The organism is Psychrobacter sp. M4, from assembly GCF_055699795.1.
The window spans coordinates 1111346-1128152 of sequence record NZ_CM146740.1 but is presented as its reverse complement, the minus strand read 5'-3'; the positions used below and the strand labels follow the sequence as shown (position 1 = coordinate 1128152).

Sequence of the window (16807 nt, the reverse complement as noted above, 5' to 3'; positions counted from 1 at the left end):
ATAGATTTTATGAATAATTAATCAAACTTTATACAAAGATCAGTAGCAGCAATGCACCTATGACTATAGCAGCAATGAGCAACTGATAGCGTTTAATACTATGCTGCTCTGCTTGTTTGGTCGTGATCAGCAGCTGTGCTTGTTGGAGTGAAGCGATCACTTGCGCCGCCTCGTCATGACCGTTGGCTGCCGCTTGCTCAAGCCAATACTTGCCACTCTCAATATCTTGCGGCACGCCTATTCCTTGGTAATACATTTTACTCAATAAACGCTGAGCGCGGCTATCTTTACTATCAGCTGCATGGTTAGCTGCTTTTTTGACCCAAACAACGCCTGCCTCCATGTCTACCTGTTTGTCCGTTTCGTCGTAAGCTATAGTACTATCTACCATCAGACCCTCGCCTAATAGCTCATACATCGCTAGACGTAACATTGCACCGGTATGACCATCATTTGCCGCCTGCGTAAGCTTCTTTAGTGCTTGCAGGCGTGCTTGTTCATGCTCTTTAGAAAACATCACTTGCGTGCGCGGTTTTTTCTGCTGCGCAATATGGTCCTCAAACTGATCTAACATTTGACAAGCCTGCCGATAATCCTCATTACCTGCGTTTTGCGGTATTTCAATCTTATCTAACTCTACCAACAACTGATTAAAAATGTCCGGCATCGGTTTTAGCGTCTTATCTTGAGGCGTTTTATCTTGATAAATAGCGCTAGGTGCTGTTTCAGATATTGTGTTGGATGCTAAGTGGGTTGCTAAATCTTCATCATTTCCATTTTGAGACGCAGATTGGTTTTCTATAGGCCGCTTCTTCAAATTTGTAGCTACCGTCTGATCTACGTTTGACTCTATCAAAATAGCAGACTGATTGAAGTTTGGCAGACGCATTTTAACCGCTTGATACAAGCCGCTTGCCACTGTTCCACCTTGTACAGACATAAACTTTCTATCTGCGCTACCAAATAAACGCAGCCCTATAGGCTCTAAAGCAAAAAAAAGCTCGTTATCAGCAAGTTCTTTAGAATCACGATACTTCATTGCCATTTGTTGATAAAAGTCGTCAGCAGCCAGCGGTAGCTTAGGATAATAGTTATGGATCTGAAGCTGATCATACCATTGCGGCTCGCTTTGCCACTGCTTGGCCAGCACTCGCCCAGCATAAAACGCTAAAAATAGTAGCAAGCGACGATAACGCTCATCCGCTACTAGCATATCCTCATGCAAAATGTTTTTCTTCATGCGCTCGCGGCGTATGTGAGTGATGAGCATATCCACGCGCTGTAAACTTATCAGCGTCTCATCTAGTTGGCAGTCTCGTAACTGCGCCTCATAAGCTATGCCGCCTGCCATGGGACGCGCCGCTATAAAATCTTGCCAATAGTTTTCAGCCATAGTGCTTAAAGATGTTTTAGTCATGGCAGGAGCAGAGGTAGCGGACATAAAAGTAGGACATCCTTCAAAAGGTGGATCAAAATAATTATTCATTATATTTGCTAAGTAACTATATTTAATTTATAAGTAATTATATTTATTAAGCGAAACTATAATAAGGGACTAAAAAGACGGATAACATTATCAAATAAGTGCTTATAGCTGGGTCGCTGTTGCCACTCTGCCAATTGTAAATAATGACAGTTCTGTAGATAGCTTTCCTGACACTCTGCAACTTGCGCAACCATTTCAGGTGTATAAATGGCTAGGCTCACTTCCATATTTAGATAAAAGCTGCGCATGTCAATGTTTACTGTTCCAAACAGACAGTAATCATCGTCGATAACCACCGTTTTAGTATGTAGCAGTCCGCCTCGAAATAATGCAATCTTTACGCCAGCCTCAAGCAATTCTTGATAATACGCCTGTGAGGCATGCTGCACTAAGAACGAATCCACTTTCTTAGGAATGATAAGGGTGACTTCAACGCCGCGTCTGGCTGCTGTAGTCAGCGCGCCTGACAATGCCTCATCCGGTACAAAGTAAGGCGTGGTTAATTGGATACGGTGATTGGCGCGGTGGATAATGGTCACTAAAGTGTTATAAATAACATGACCTGTCACCTGCGGCGCTGAAGGAATTAGCTGCGCTACGACGTCTTCAACGACTGGCATTTGTGGTATGGCAATTGAGGTCAGTCCTGTAGACGCAGGCAAACTATAAGTCAAATTGTGCTGAGTATATAGGCGATCACTATGACTATCATCTCTTAGTACTTGCACGCGGCTGTTGATATCATTAATAGTTGGATTGGAGATATAGAGCTTACGCGTATAATTGTTTAGGCGCTGATCTAGCGCATTTAAATTGTCATTATTCTCAGCGCTGATATCCGTTACGATCACTTTAGTCATTGCAGTGGCAATGCTTACTGGTTGCTGGCTGACACTGCGTATCATGATATCAATCCATTGACCGACGGCTTTGTCTTGCTTAAAAAACTTAGGATCAATCAAGTTAAAACTACCCGTATAACCGATATAACCATCGATCACGACAATTTTACGATGATTACGTAGGTCTGATCGTTTAAACAAAGTCTTAAACAATCCCACAGGTAGCGATTGATGGACAAACGCGCCAGCTTGTGCCAGCGCTCGATGCTCGGGACTATTAAAAAAGCTAAAGCTCCCTACACTATCCGCTAATATATGGCACTCAACCCCGCGTCTAGCGGCCGCTTGTAGCGCTTTGAGTACGGCTATTACTTGCCCTTTAGGATAAATAATATAAAACTCTAACAAGATGGTGCGTTTGGCATTATCAATATCACTAATGAGACGATCAAAAATAGTTTGCGGCGCTGTTAATAGCTGCATCTTATGATCAGAAAATATACCAAATCCTGTCTTGTATGTACCGATACGACTGACGCCGCGATAATCTTCAGGAATCAGATCTTGGCCTTGATCAAATATCAAGCGCTCACGCGTGGCCATGTTGTTCATAAGCAGACTAGCTTCGTCGATACGCTGACGGTAGCGGCGTCCAATCATGGGCTCGCCTAATAATATATAAGCTATAAGCCCAACTACAGGTAGGGTATAAAGCACCGCTATCCATGCAATCGACACTCCGATGTTGCGCTGTACCGACACAATGCGCAGCGTCATAACGATCATTAAAACAATATGTAATATCAGACCCAGACTTGCAAAGTCGCCCCACGACCACGATGTCAGCTGCTCAGTAGCTAAAGCGTCTATATTGTCCTCCATCAAACCATACAAAAAAGATATAGGTAGTATAGTAGCTTTTAACGCTCAAACAATAAATAAGCCTCTACTAATGATTATTTGCTATTTTTAGCAAATAGTATTTGACACCTCAATGCAAATGTATATAATACACAGCCACAGAACAGGGCTTTATTCAGTTTTGGGCTGTTAGAAAATTCCCTCTAAGGAATTTTCTCTTGCGAACCTAAAATTGCAGTGCAATTTTTTCACGGTTCTCAGGGTGATTAGCTCAGTTGGTAGAGCGTCTGCCTTACACGCAGAATGTCGGCGGTTCGAATCCGTCATCACCCACCACTTATTAGCAAGTGGGTCCTATTGGTAAGGACAAGATGCTAAAACGACCTAAGCAGCGGTAGTTCAGTTGGTTAGAATACCGGCCTGTCACGCCGGGGGTCGCGGGTTCGAGTCCCGTCCGCTGCGCCATATTTTAAAACTTAGTTTACTTATTAGTAAGTACAAGTTTCGCCTCAAACATCGTATTGTTTGGGGTTTTTTTGCGTCTAAATGATTATTTTAACTGTATCAATGTTCACCTCGTCTATTAAACCTTAAACTTTTCACCTTGTTTTTTATTGTCCTTTAAGTGAGTACGTCCGTAAATGATAGAGCTTTTAAGCGATCCTTCGATATGGCTTGGTTTCTTCACCCTAGTGAGCCTTGAGATTATTTTAGGTATCGATAATCTGGTTTTTATTGCCATTCTTGCCAATAAACTACCTCCACACCAACGCAGTAAAGCCCGTAATCTAGGATTGGGGCTTGCGCTTCTTATGCGCCTAGGACTGCTTTTTGTCATGTCATGGCTGATAACCCTAACGGAGCCAGTAATCAGCTACGCCGCTTTTGATTTGTCTATTCGTGACTTAATTTTGATCGTTGGTGGATTCTTTCTACTGTTTAAAGCTACCCTTGAGCTGCATGAACGCTTAGAGGGCAAGCTTGAGACGCCTAATAAAAGTAAGGTTTATGCTGGGTTTACCGCCGTCGTTGCTCAGATCGTTATTCTCGACGCTGTATTCTCCTTTGATGCGGTCATTACTGCTGTCGGTATGGTGGAGCGCTTAGAGGTTATGATGGCGGCTGTTATTGTCGCTATGGCAGTGATGATCTTGGCGGCTAAAGCTCTAACTGACTTTATTGGCAAGCATCCTACCGTCGTTATCCTGTGTTTGAGCTTTTTATTGATGATTGGCTTTAGCTTGATCGTTGAGGGGCTAGGATTTCATATTCCCAAGGGTTATTTGTATGCGGCAATTGGTTTTTCTATTCTTATCGAAGCCTTTAATCAGTTCATGCAGCGTAACCGTACCAAATATGAGAACATGATTCCCCTGCGCGATAGAGCGGCGGATAATATCTTGACCCTTATGGGCGGCAAAAGTGCTGAAAGTGATCATGATAATACGCTGGTAGAACCCCAAGATTCCACGCAAGCCGTACCTTTTGCTGAAGAAGAGCGCTACATGATAAGCGGGGTGCTGGCGCTTAGCGAGCGTGATGTCGAAACTATTATGACACCGCGCTCAGAGATTTCTTGGGTTAATATTGAAGACACAGTAGATGAGATACGCCAGCAAGTACTGGCAACGCCGCACAGCTTATTGCCAATCTGCCAAGGCAAACTAAATAAGATAGTGGGCGTGGTGCGAGCAAAAGATATTTTATCGGTGCTAGATGGGCAACCTGATAATATCTATACTGCTCTAAAACCTTTAATGACCAAGCAACAACCGGTGTACGTATCCGATACTATTGATAATCTACGTCTGATTAATTTACTAAAAAACGCTAAAGGTAACTTGGCGGTCGTGGTTGATGAATATGGACAGGTAGCAGGGCTAGTCACGCCTTTGGATTTATTTGAAGCGATCGCCGGCGAGTTCCCTGACGAAGATGAGACGCTGGAGATCGTCAAGCAAGAGGATCACTGGATCGCTGAGGGCACGATTAGTTTAGATCAGCTACGCCTTGAGCTCAACGAGCCTAATCTTATTGAAGAGGTAGAGCAGTTGACCATCGGCGGCTACATCAATGACAAGCTAAAAGGTATGGTACAAGTCAACGATCAAGTGCGTGCTGATGGTTATGTTTTTACTATCATGGAAACTTTGTCATCAAGAATTCTTTTGGTAAAAATTGAGAATCAATAACCGATTGATAGTTATATAAGTTTGGCCTCAAACATTAGATTGTTTGGGGTTTTTTTATAGATATTCTCTATATGACATGAACTACAACAACCCGCGCTCAGTCAATACTTTACGCGCAATACGAAAGCACTCTACCCCTTGCGGTACTCCGCAGTAGATAGCAATCGCATGAATAGCCGCGCGAATCTCCTCAAGTGAGCAGCCGTTAGTGATTGCACCGTTTAGATGCAGCTCCCACTCGTGCATTTTGCCCAAAGCGGCAATCATGGTGAGGTTCATAAGTGAGCGGGTTTTGGCATCGATAGCCGCGTCGCCCCAGCCAAAGCCCCAACACCACTCGGTCATCGCCTCTTGGAACGGTAGGTTGAAATCATCAGCCGCCTTTAAGTTGTTCTCGACATACTCAGTGCCCAAAGTTGCTTTACGCTGGCTAAGACCTAATTCAAACCGCTGCTTATCCATAACTACTCCTATTGTTGTTCATTAAGACGCAAGCTGATGCGGCAAACCTCTTCAATATGATTTTGACAGACTTGCACCGCCGCTTCACTGTCACCTTTAGCAATCGCGTTGACAATGTCTTGTAAATTGTTAGGGCCTGCAACAGCTCGTCCTTGCGTCGATAAAGTCATAAAACGCAAGCGACCTATACGGCCATTTAACCTATCTGTAAGCTCCCAAGCGACTGTCATGCCAGCGGTTATAAACAGATATTTATAAAACAGACGTGCATGTTCCAAAGCCCTTACTATATCACCAGCAGACAACTCAACTCGAATTTGATCCAAATCATCTTGCAAAGCCTGTACGATCTTAGGATTTACTTGCTCAGCACAATGACGCACCGCTTCATTCTCAAGCATTCCTCGCAGCTGATAAATTTGGCGGATTTCATCATTATCTAATACCGTGACCATAGGGCCATTGATAGAGACAGTTACTAAATGCTCGCTCTCTAAATGCCGGATACATTCACGCACTACTGTACGACTGACATCTAATTGTTCACCAATGCTACGTTCGACTAGCCTCTCGCCTGGTGCCAGCTGTCCTATCATAATCGCCATGCGCAGTTGTTCTAATGCTGATTCTTTTAGTGTTTTTGGCTTTTCTACTTTCTCTAACATGGGATCTCTACTTATCTTAGTTTAATGAGATTATAACGATTACAAAAAAAAAGATAGTATTTTTTTGAATATCATATTATGGTATACCATAATACATAAGTAATAGTTAATTACTACTTTAGTTGGCTATATCATTTATACCGTTACATGCCCTCTTATAAAAGGAACTTATAATGTCGAAGCCTGAGATGCAAAATCTACAAATTAGAAAAATAGTCTCTTTTGAAGAAGAGACTTTAATAGAAGGTCATAAAACTGCCGATACACCGCTACGTTTGTTTGCAGTGGCAGCGGTGATTACCAATCCATGGGCTGGACGTTATGTAGAAGACCTAAAGCCTGAGATCCAAGCTTTCGGTCCTGTCTTAGGCAAGCTGCTGACCAACAAGATAACGACATTGGCAGGCGGTGCGGACAAAATCCAAGCCTATGGTAAAGCCGCCGTCGTGGGCTTAAACGGCGAGATTGAACATGCCTCAGGACTGATTCATACCCTGCGTTTTGGTAATTTTTATCGTGAAGCCTTATCGGCTAGTAGCTATTTATCCTTTACTAATATACGCGGCGGTGCCAACTCCCCCATCATGGTACCGCTAATGGATAAAGACGATGTTGGTCGCCGCTCCCATTATCTGACCATTCAATTTGCTATTCCGGATGCGCCTCGTGATGATGAAGTGGTCATTGTGCTAGGCGGCGCTACTGGCGGGAGGCCGCATCACCGTATTGGCGATCGCTACCAAGATCTAAAAGACCTCGGTCGTGATTTGGATAATCCGGCAGCAGTTTAAGGAGTCCTCATTGATGAAATGGTTACGTAAAACCTCTGGCGGCATGGCCTATCATTATCAGGCCAATGACCTTGTTAATGACATGACTAATAGCAAGGCCACCCCCATCGTTTTCATTCACGGCGTAGGCCTGCGCGCAGAGAGCTGGTATCAGCAGCTGGCAGTATTTAGTGAGCGTTATCGCTGTTATGCACTTGATATGCCCGGGCATGGAGAAAGCGCTTTATTAGCCAACCCTACTTTGTCTTTAGACGATTTCGCTGACGTGCTAAAAACGTTTATTGATGAGGTTATTGGACAGTCAGCAATCATTGTGGGCCATTCTTTAGGAGCGATGACGGCTTTGCAAACCGCGGTATCTTATCCAAAAGTAGTCCGCGGGGTCGCAGCCCTCAATGCGATCTATGATCGCTCCGATAGTGCGGCTCAAAACGTCCAAGTTCGCGCTGGATCCCTATTAGATAACCTTGATCAAAACGTTAGCGACAAGCCCATTAGCCGCTGGTTTAATGACGATGCAAAATATCTTTACGAGGCTGAGTTATGCCGGACATGGCTAGATAACGGTAATCGCTTAGGATATGCCCGAGCTTATCAGATGTTCGCGCATCTGCGTGGTATCAGCGCGACTGACTTACAAGCCATAACGGTGCCAGCCTTATTTTTGACCGGTGAATTGGATGCCAACTCTACTCCTGACATGTCACTAATAATGGCAGATCTGCTAGCTAACGCGCATGCCGTTATCGTCCCAAAAGCTCGGCATATGGCACAAATGACCCATGCTAGGAGCGTTAATGAGGCCTTGGCGACATTCTTTACCCAGTGCGATGCCTACACTACTAACAACGCTTAACCTAAAACAAGAGGTGACTATGAAACTATTTGACGCAAAAGCTTTACGTAATGCTTTTGGCAGTTATATGACCGGGGTTACAGTTATAACGACCATAACTGATGAGGGCACGCCGATAGGATTTACTGCCAATTCGTTTACGTCAGTATCGCTTGAGCCACCGCTTTTGTCCGTATGTCCGGCCAAATCTTTGTCAAGCTTTGAGGTATTTGCCAACTGTAAGCATTTTGCGGTCAATATTTTAAGCGAAGACCAGCAACATATCTCCAATATCTTTGCCGGCTCAAAAGAGGATCGTTTCAGTCAAATTGATTGGCACACAGACGCACAAGGCAATCCGCTAATTGATGGCGCTTTAACGCATTTTTCTTGTAGAACCGAGCGCAATCTTGAGGCCGGTGACCATCATATTTTGATTGGTGCAGTGCTTGATTTCTCAGCTCGTGAAGGTCGCGGCCTAGGCTACGCTGCAGGTGGTTATTTCAGCTTGGGGCTTGAGCGCGAGGCGGCAGAGATTAGCACTCAAGAAAGGCAAGTCAACGTCGGTGTGATTATAGAACATCAAGACAAAGTGCTACTAGCGCAAAGTGAGGGTAAAGCCACTCTACCCATTACAACGACTGATGACAACACCAGTGCCGTCAATACGATCAAGCAGTTTTTAAGAGACAACGATATTGAGGCTCAACTAGGGGCGGTCTTCTCCATTTATGAAAGTACAAAAAACAATAACAGTTATATTTTTTACCGAGCGTTTGTAGAATCATCCGAAACTAAAGAACTGGGCGAATATGTATCCATTGACAGTCTTGCTAAGCAAAATTATGTAACGCCTGCTATCGCTGAGATGATGACCCGCTATGCAACTGAGAGTAAAAATGGCTTTTATGGCGTATACGTCGGTAAAGAAGACAGTGGTCATGTTCACTAAATTTTAATTTAACTCATTTATTAAGACAAACGATAGAGCAAAGGAGCTGCACTATGAGATTTTCATTATTCTTACACATGGAGCGGATTGATGAGTCCCAAAGCTATCGCCAGCTGTATAACGATTTTATTGAGCTGGCAAAAATGGCCGACGCAGGCGGAATGCACGCTATTTGGACCGGCGAGCACCACGGTATGGATTTTACCATTGCCCCCAATCCATTTTTGAACTTGGTAGATTTATCGCATCACACCAAAAACGTGCGCCTCGGTACAGGCACAATAATTGCACCTTTTTGGCATCCGATCAAACTGGCTGGTGAAGCGGCGATGACCGACATTCTCACCAAAGGTAGGTTGGATTTGGGTATCGCTCGTGGCGCTTATAGTTTTGAATACGAGCGCTTGATGCCTGGCATGGACGCTATGGAGGCGGGCGGGCGCATGCGCGAGCTGGTGCCAGCGGTGCAGCAGCTTTGGCAAGGCGACTACGCGCATGATGGCAAATACTCAAAGTTTCCCTTAACAACTTCAGCCCCAAAACCTATTCAAGAAGGCGGCGTGCCCATGTGGATTGCTGCGCGTGATCCTAATAGTCATAACTTTGCAGTTGAGAACGGTTGCAACGTACAAGTCACACCCTTATGGCTAGGCATGGAGGAGATCGAGACCTTGATGCAGCGCTTTAAAGACGCCAAAGCTGAGCATGGGCAGGATAAAGACCCCAAAATCATGTTATTGCAGCATGCTTACGTTGGCAGTGACGCCGATGACGTGCTTAAAGCTGCTAAATGTATCAGTCGTTTTTATTGCTACTTTGGCTCTTGGTTTAGAAACGAGCGCCCCGTTAAACAAGGTCTTATTGAACCGCTCAGCGATGAAGAGATGGCAAAAATGGAGATGTTCGCACCTGAAAAGATGCTGGAGAACATGCCCATAGGTACGCCCGATCAGGTTATCGAAAAACTTAAACGTTATGAAGCTTTAGGCTATGATGAGTTTTCATTTTGGATTGACTCTAGTATGAGTTTTGCGCAAAAACGTGACTCGCTGCGCCGCCTTATTGACGAGGTTATGCCAGCGTTTGCGTAACTTTTTGGACTTCATCATTTAGCAGATATACGTAAACCATCCAACAAACAATTTGGAGAACCGCGATGACTAAACCCCACTACCAGCTCTATATCAACGGGGAATGGTGCGAAGGCAGTAGCCATCAGCAGATGGATAGCTATAATCCGGCAACAGGCGAGGTATGGGCAACCTTCGCCTGTGCGGCCTCAAGCGACGTCGACCGTGCAGTGCGCGGCGCAAAAGCTGCTTTGAATAACTCAGAATGGAGCAAAATGAGTGCATCCCAGCGCGGTAAATTACTCTACCGTCTCGCTGAACTCATTGAACAAAACGCTGAAAGTCTAGGCGAGATTGAAACTACCGACAGCGGCAAACTGGCGCATGAAACGGTTGCGCAGACGCGTTATGTTGGCGACTATTATCGCTACTATGCTGGTCTTGCCGATAAGATCGAAGGCGCAACGCTGCCCATCGATAAGCCCGACATGCATGTCTTTACGCGCCGTGAGCCGATCGGTGTCGTTGCCGCTGTCGTCCCTTGGAACGCACAGATGTTTTTGACCGCAACCAAGCTTGGACCCGCGCTTGCCGCAGGATGCACCATTATCCTAAAAGCATCTGAGATTGCGCCCTGCCCGATGTTTGCTTTTGCAAAACTTATAGAGCAAGCTGGCTTCCCAAAAGGTGTGGTCTCTGTCATCACCGGCGACGTTGAAAACTGCGCCATTCCCTTAACCAGTCATCCTGATGTCGACAAGATCGCCTTTACGGGCGGGCCCGATGCCGCGCGTCATGTGGTCAGAAACTCGGCCAATAGCTTTGCTGTGACTAGCTTGGAGCTTGGCGGTAAATCGCCGATTATTGTCTTTGAGGATGCTGATCTAGAAAGCGCCGCTAATGGCCTTATTGCTGGTAATTTTGGTGCCTCCGGTCAATCTTGTGTCGCAGGATCGCGCGGCTTTGTACAGCGCTCTATCTTGCCTGAGATTATCAAACTTGTGGAAGAAAAGTCTAAAAGTATCGTGATTGGCAATCCGCTAAATCCTGATACGCATGTAGGGCCGCTGTGTACCAAAGCGCAAGTCGAGCGCATTAAAGACACGCTAGAAAAAGCAGTTACCCAAGGCGCAAGCATTCGTTTTGGTGGTCAGCCGCCGACCGAACCTGATTTGGCAGCAGGCAATTACTTCTCTCCTACCTTGGTAGAATGCCCACATACCGATATTGAAACGCAAAAGATTGAGATGTTTGGCCCAGTCATGTCACTGGTCGCCTTTGATACTGAGGAAGAAGCCATTGCGATGGCAAACGACAGTGTTTACGGATTAGGTTCGGGGGTCTTTACTCAGAACCTTGCCCGCGCGCACCGCGTCTCGCAGCAAATTCGCTCGGGTATTTGTTGGGTCAATACCTACCGCGCCATCTCCCCTATCGCGCCATTTGGCGGCTACAATCAGTCGGGATATGGCCGTGAAGCTGGTAGCGAATCGGTACTAGAATACACACGCACCAAAACCACGTGGATTAATATTTCAGCTAAGCCCATGGCAAATCCATTTATTATGCGTTAACCCGTTTAGCATATGCTTAGCACTTCAAAGGAGATCAATTGGCACTGATATTAGCATTGAGATAGGTACTGATATAAGTACTGAAATTGCTACTGAGATTAGGTTAATAAACAAATAGAACCTTTTATATTGTTTTGCACTATTTATTTTATAGCATTACTGGTTATTTAACGTTTTGAGGAAACTGTGGTTGATAGCGGTTGACAGTGATTATTGGTAGTGGTTAATAACACTTTGTCAAAACCGACTAAAAACCATTCATTAAGATTACATTTATTTTAAATAAAGTATAAAAAGGAATCCCCCATTGGAAAATAATAACGCTCAGCAAAATGAAGCGCGCGACTACGCTATTGATGAGTACGTGCCTATGGACGCCAGATATTATGGCGGCAAAGAGATGATGTCGACTTGGATTTGTGCCAACGCCAATCCGACCACATGGTATATGGGTACTATCATGGGCGCTCTTGGCCTAAGTGGCGTGGTTATTGCCTCTTTGATAGGTAATCCAATCGTCTATTTTATTTTAGCGCTAGTCGGATTTATGGGTTACAAGATCGCCTCAACCAATATGGGGCTGTGCCGCGTTCCCTTTGGTATCAAAGGCAGTAAATTACCTTCGATGCTCAATGCCCTACAGTTTGTCGGTTGGTGCGGGGTCAATACTTATATTGCCGCTACCGCATTATCTACTATTATTACTTCTTTTACTGGCGGCGATATCTACTCCGCAGGTAACATTATTTTGTCTGTTCTTTTAATTATGCTGGTCTCTACAGTTACGGCTGTCTACGGGGCAAGATATATATCCAAAGCACAGGTTATCGCCGTGGTTTGTCTGGTGGCGCTCAGTGTTTGGATATCCTACAAAGTCTTTACCCTAGTCTCTTTTGCAGACTTATGGGGCTGGTCACTGGCTGATAATCCTGAGAACACCAGCTGGTCTTTGACTATGGGCGGCGGCTTAGATATCGTCTTGGCTAATGGCTTTGCTTGGGTCATGTGTATTGCCGATTATACGCGCTATACCACCAGCAAAAGAGCGGCGACGGTTTGGCCGATGTTTGGTGCCGCCTTTGGTATGCTTTGGTTTTTGATCGTTGGCGCGGCTGGTGCCATCGCTGTTGCTGTCATGAATGGCGGACTGTTTGACCCTTATTCTGCAGATTTGGCTTATATCACTGGCACGCTAGGCATGGGCATGGTGGCGAACATCTTGATTGTGATCTCAACCATCGCGGTTAATATGATCAACATCTACTCTGGTGGCTTTTCAACCGCCAATATCAGCGAAAAACTGCCTGCCAAGCTCTCCATGATTGCCGTCGGTACCCTAGCCGCTTTGATTGGTTTATCGCCGCTAATTTTAGGCTCATTTCTGGATACGTTCCAAGTCTTCCTTATTTTCTTAGGGGCATTCTTCCCAGCCTGTATCGCCATTATGTTGGTGGATTTTTATCTGCTGCGTAAGCAAGACTATGACATTACCAAATTCAATGTCAAACATGGTCCTTATTGGTATGGCAATGGTATCAATACCATGGCGATTATTTCATGGTTTGTTGGTGCAGGATCGTATTTTGTGGCGCCAAACCTACCTTTTGTCAGCAGCATAATAGGTAGTGTGTTCTTTAGCTTCTTAGTGACCGCTGTGGTCTACTATGTTTTAGGTAAAAGCGCAGCCACTAAATCCTTAGATGATAGCCGTCTAAAAACTACCGCGTAAATATGATACTTAAATGGGGCTAAAACGGCACCGAAGTAGCATTAAAAAGGATAAAAATTATGTGTTTCTCTGTAATAGCAGGACGTCATACCACTATAGCGGGCGCTGTTATTATGGGTGTGAACAATGACTGGCCCGGCAGTCCGGGTCAAGTTCATCATAAACCCCATAAACGCTACGATAAAGCAGATACCTTTTTGACTGTAAAAGGCATCAAGATACCGCAAGTGCCTGAAACCTATGCTTATACGCACACGGTTTGTGATTATGAGACCGGCACCCGCGCCCTGTCATGGGCTGACGGTATGAATGAGAATCAAGTAGCGGTCGGCATGATGGGAGTTTATACCTTCCATAATGCGCAAGGCGACAATGATCTCTTAGAAGCTGACGATATCTCAATTTTAATTTTAGAGCGAGGTAGAACGGCCAGACAAGCTATCCAAATGATTGGTGAGCTGATCGACGAGTACGGTTATAGCGTGTCGTCTATAGAAGGCGGCGAAGGCGCGGTAACCCTAGCAATATCTGACCCCAAAGAAGGCTTTTTTTTAGAGCTGGTACCTGGCGGTTTATGGGTTGCCAAAAGAGTCGCTGATGATGAAATAGAATGCCGGCCCAATTGCTTTGGGACGCAAGAAGTTGATTTTACAGATAGTGAAAACTTCATGTATTCAGCAAATTTGCGCTCCTACGCTATAGAGCACAACTTGTATGACGGCAGCTTAGATGATGAGAGCAAGCCTTTTAATTTCTCTAAAATTTTTGGCCAAGGGCCTAACATCTCCGAAGCTTTTGGCGGTACAGATAGAGCCGTTAATCAGCTAAGACGATACAACTGCGTCAATAGATTATGTGGCCTTGAGCATGACCCAAGCGCCTATATCTACAAAGGCAAACCTAATAACAAGCTTAGCGTAGCAGATATTATGAGTTTATTAGGCGACACCTTTGAGGGTACGCCATACGATTTGTCCATACAGCAACAAGCAGGACACGGCAAAAACCCGCTATGGATGGAGGTCAGTCATAGTATCGGGCAAGGTGGCACCGTATTTTCTATGGTGTTTGAGTTTTTCAATAATGAAAACCTCAAAGACGCTCCTAAGAACCTGCAAGCCTGTATGTGGATCGCGCTTGCTGCTAGTAAGCTAAGCTGCTATATCCCGTTTTATATTGTTGTCAGCGACATCCCTAAACCTTATCAGCTAGCGCTCACTGGCGACTATGATTTGGATTCTGCTTGGTGGGCATTTCAAGAGGTGGGACAGCTTTGCTACCGTAACTACGAGGCTATCGCTAAAGAGCTTGTAATTCCTAAGTTTAATCAGTTGCAGCATAAGTTTTTTGCTCAGCAGCAAAGTCTCAAGCAACAGCTTGCGACTTTGGACAACGATGAGCGCATTGAGCTATTAACTGAATTTACTCATGATAGCGCTATGCAAGCTTATGAAGAGGCGCTCAGACTGGGAAAATACATAAAAGGTAAATATCTAAGCAACACCATTGTCGAGTGGCTATAAATTAGCAGTTAATTGCATTTAGTTTTAAGGAAAAAACTATGCCTATTCGTCCTCCGATAAAAGAGTTAAATATTAAAACCCAAGATGAAGGATTTTATAAGGGTTTTAATCGTTTTGTGACTGTTACCTCAAAAGTCCTAGTAACCCTAGTGGTTATTTGGATTCTAAGCGATATTGAGCGCTCCGGTGTTATCTTGGACGCTTTGAAAAACTGGTCATATGCCAATCTTAATAGCTACTATACCTATTCTGTCGCCTTTTATGTCCTGGTTTGTCTCACTGTCATTTTGTGGCCCTCATTTGGACGTACTAAACTTGGCACTGACCCCAATGGCAAACCGGAGTTTTCAAACTTTTCTTGGTTTGCCATGATTTTTGGCGCCGGTATCGGCATTGGTGTCTTAACTTATAGCGCCGCTGAACCTATTTGGCACTTGGCAAACAACCCCGATACCATTATGGCAAAAGAGCTGATTATCACCGCTTTGAGCGCAAGTGGTACGCCGGTACCAGAGGGCGCTGATGTCTTTGCTTTTTATCAAGATCAAGTCGCCGCGAGCGCACTAGTGCCAATTGAAGGTCTTGTCATTCCTAAGACCGAGAGTGCTTTAGACGCCGCCTATCGCTATTCTTTTTTGCACTGGGGCATTAGCGCTTGGGCAACTTATAGTTTGGTCGGTATCTGTCTAGCCTTTTTCTGTTATGCACGCGGTCTGCCTTTGACTATGCGCTCTGCTCTCACGCCACTGTTTGGCAAGCATTTAGAAGGAGCACTGGGTAACATCATTGATATCTCAGCGGTAATTGCCACTATATTTGGTATCTCGCAAACCATCGGTATTGGCTTGAGCACTTTTGCTTCCGGCCTTTATAGTATTACCGGTATCGCGTGGTTAGTGACCGACCCTGCTAGCCCTGAACCGACTACAGGCGCTTTATTATTATCGCTATTTGTAGTGATGTGTCTGTCCATAGGCTCAGCTTTATCAGGGGTTGGACGCGGGATAAAATGGCTTAGTAATATTAATATGGTGCTCTCATTCTTACTGTTGGCATTTTTCTTGATCTTTGGCGCGACGATGTTCGCTTTAGAGATGCTGGGCAAAGGGATGCTAAGCTACGTGGTCAATCTGCCAGCTATGGTGGTTACTGTTTGGGATCCTAATACGGAGCTAGGCGCTTGGCAAACCAGCTGGTCAATTTTTTACTGGGCGTGGTGGATTGCCTTTGCGCCATTTGTCGGTATATTCTTAGCGCGTATCTCCAAAAACCGTACCATTCGTGAGTTTGGCCTCATTGGTATTGTCGCCCCTAGTTTTACCTTATTTGTTTGGTTCTCCTTTATTGGCGGCACGGGTATTGATTTAGAGTTGAGCGGGGTGGCCGGCGGCAAAATATTTGATTCAGGATTGACCGCGCAGCTGTTTGAGATTATCAATTTGATGCTTGATTCGACGATGGCAAACTTAATGTCTGCCATGGTGGTTATTCTACTACTGACTTATCTAGTCACCTCTGCGGATTCGGCGTTATTGGTCGTAAATACCGTCAATTCTGCCGGTAAAGCTAAAGTTGAAAATGGCTCAAAACACTTAATCGTTTGGGGCGTGGCATTAACCGCAGTCATTGCCGCTCTACTCCTTGCTGGCGGTCTTGACGCTATAACCTCGGCGATGATCATTGCTGCTATACCCTTCTCGTTCATTATTATTCTAATGGCGATTAGTTTGTTAAAGGCGCTGATTTTAGATGGTATGCGCGCAAAAGAACCTTAGCATTTATTAAGAAAACTTAAATAGTTTTAGCCTCAAACATAATTTCGTTT

General features: G+C 44.9%; 13 protein-coding genes and 2 tRNA genes. 11 read left to right on the top strand and 4 right to left on the bottom strand.

Annotation, left to right across the window (positions count from 1 at the left end; all coding sequences use genetic code 11):
• Positions 1-28: 28 nt before the first annotated feature.
• Both ACR63N_RS04820 and ACR63N_RS04815 read right to left on the bottom strand, forming a co-directional pair.
• Positions 29-1441: a tetratricopeptide repeat protein gene (locus tag ACR63N_RS04820; protein ID WP_472782536.1), complete on the bottom strand. Its 1413-nt coding sequence runs from the start codon at positions 1439-1441 to the stop codon at positions 29-31.
• A 101-nt stretch (positions 1442-1542) separates the two neighbouring features.
• Positions 1543-3210, bottom strand: coding sequence for a cardiolipin synthase (locus ACR63N_RS04815; RefSeq protein ID WP_472782535.1), 1668 nt, complete (start codon positions 3208-3210; stop codon positions 1543-1545).
• Positions 3211-3449: 239 nt separating this feature from the next.
• On the opposite strand from ACR63N_RS04815, the gene ACR63N_RS04810 reads away from it, so the two are divergent.
• The 3 genes from ACR63N_RS04810 (at position 3450) to ACR63N_RS04800 (ending at position 5381) form a co-directional block, all read left to right on the top strand.
• Positions 3450-3525: transfer RNA gene (locus ACR63N_RS04810), tRNA-Val, on the top strand.
• 52 nt (positions 3526-3577) lie between these two features.
• Positions 3578-3654 (top strand) — tRNA-Asp (locus tag ACR63N_RS04805).
• Between the two features lie 176 nt (positions 3655-3830).
• Positions 3831-5381 carry a TerC family protein gene (locus tag ACR63N_RS04800; RefSeq protein WP_472782534.1) on the top strand — a complete coding sequence of 517 codons (1551 nt, stop codon included), beginning with the start codon at positions 3831-3833 and terminating at the stop codon, positions 5379-5381.
• Positions 5382-5462: 81 nt separating this feature from the next.
• Here ACR63N_RS04800 and ACR63N_RS04795 read toward each other — a convergent pair whose 3' ends face one another.
• Together ACR63N_RS04795 and ACR63N_RS04790 are read right to left on the bottom strand one after the other, a co-directional pair.
• Complete coding sequence (locus tag ACR63N_RS04795; RefSeq protein WP_472782533.1) at positions 5463-5843, bottom strand: carboxymuconolactone decarboxylase family protein; 381 nt, start codon at positions 5841-5843, stop codon at positions 5463-5465.
• Between the two features lie 8 nt (positions 5844-5851).
• Positions 5852-6508 carry a GntR family transcriptional regulator gene (locus ACR63N_RS04790; RefSeq protein ID WP_472782532.1) on the bottom strand — a complete coding sequence of 219 codons (657 nt, stop codon included), beginning with the start codon at positions 6506-6508 and terminating at the stop codon, positions 5852-5854.
• 173 nt (positions 6509-6681) lie between these two features.
• Here ACR63N_RS04790 and ACR63N_RS04785 point away from each other — a divergent pair, with 173 nt between their 5' ends.
• The 8 genes from ACR63N_RS04785 to ACR63N_RS04750 all read left to right on the top strand — a co-directional run bounded on the left by ACR63N_RS04785 (position 6682) and on the right by ACR63N_RS04750 (position 16757).
• The gene (locus ACR63N_RS04785; RefSeq protein ID WP_472782531.1) at positions 6682-7299 is read left to right on the top strand and encodes an amino acid synthesis family protein; all 618 of its coding nucleotides are present in this window, start codon (positions 6682-6684) and stop codon (positions 7297-7299) included.
• Between the two features lie 13 nt (positions 7300-7312).
• On the top strand, positions 7313-8155 hold the full coding sequence (locus ACR63N_RS04780) for an alpha/beta fold hydrolase (RefSeq protein WP_472782530.1): 843 nt from the start codon (positions 7313-7315) through the stop codon (positions 8153-8155).
• 19 nt (positions 8156-8174) lie between these two features.
• Entirely contained in the window at positions 8175-9086 is a 912-nt protein-coding gene (locus ACR63N_RS04775) for a flavin reductase family protein (RefSeq protein ID WP_472782529.1), read from the top strand.
• 53 nt (positions 9087-9139) lie between these two features.
• Positions 9140-10177, top strand: a complete 1038-nt coding sequence (locus tag ACR63N_RS04770; protein WP_472782528.1) for an LLM class flavin-dependent oxidoreductase — start codon at positions 9140-9142, stop codon at positions 10175-10177.
• Between the two features lie 65 nt (positions 10178-10242).
• Complete coding sequence (locus ACR63N_RS04765) at positions 10243-11730, top strand: aldehyde dehydrogenase (protein ID WP_472782527.1); 1488 nt, start codon at positions 10243-10245, stop codon at positions 11728-11730.
• A gap of 307 nt (positions 11731-12037) precedes the next feature.
• The gene (locus ACR63N_RS04760) at positions 12038-13459 is read left to right on the top strand and encodes a purine-cytosine permease family protein (RefSeq protein ID WP_367103585.1); all 1422 of its coding nucleotides are present in this window, start codon (positions 12038-12040) and stop codon (positions 13457-13459) included.
• Positions 13460-13518: 59 nt separating this feature from the next.
• The gene (locus tag ACR63N_RS04755) at positions 13519-14982 is read left to right on the top strand and encodes a dipeptidase (RefSeq protein ID WP_472782526.1); all 1464 of its coding nucleotides are present in this window, start codon (positions 13519-13521) and stop codon (positions 14980-14982) included.
• A gap of 38 nt (positions 14983-15020) precedes the next feature.
• Complete coding sequence (locus ACR63N_RS04750; RefSeq protein ID WP_367106162.1) at positions 15021-16757, top strand: BCCT family transporter; 1737 nt, start codon at positions 15021-15023, stop codon at positions 16755-16757.
• Positions 16758-16807 lie beyond the last annotated feature (50 nt).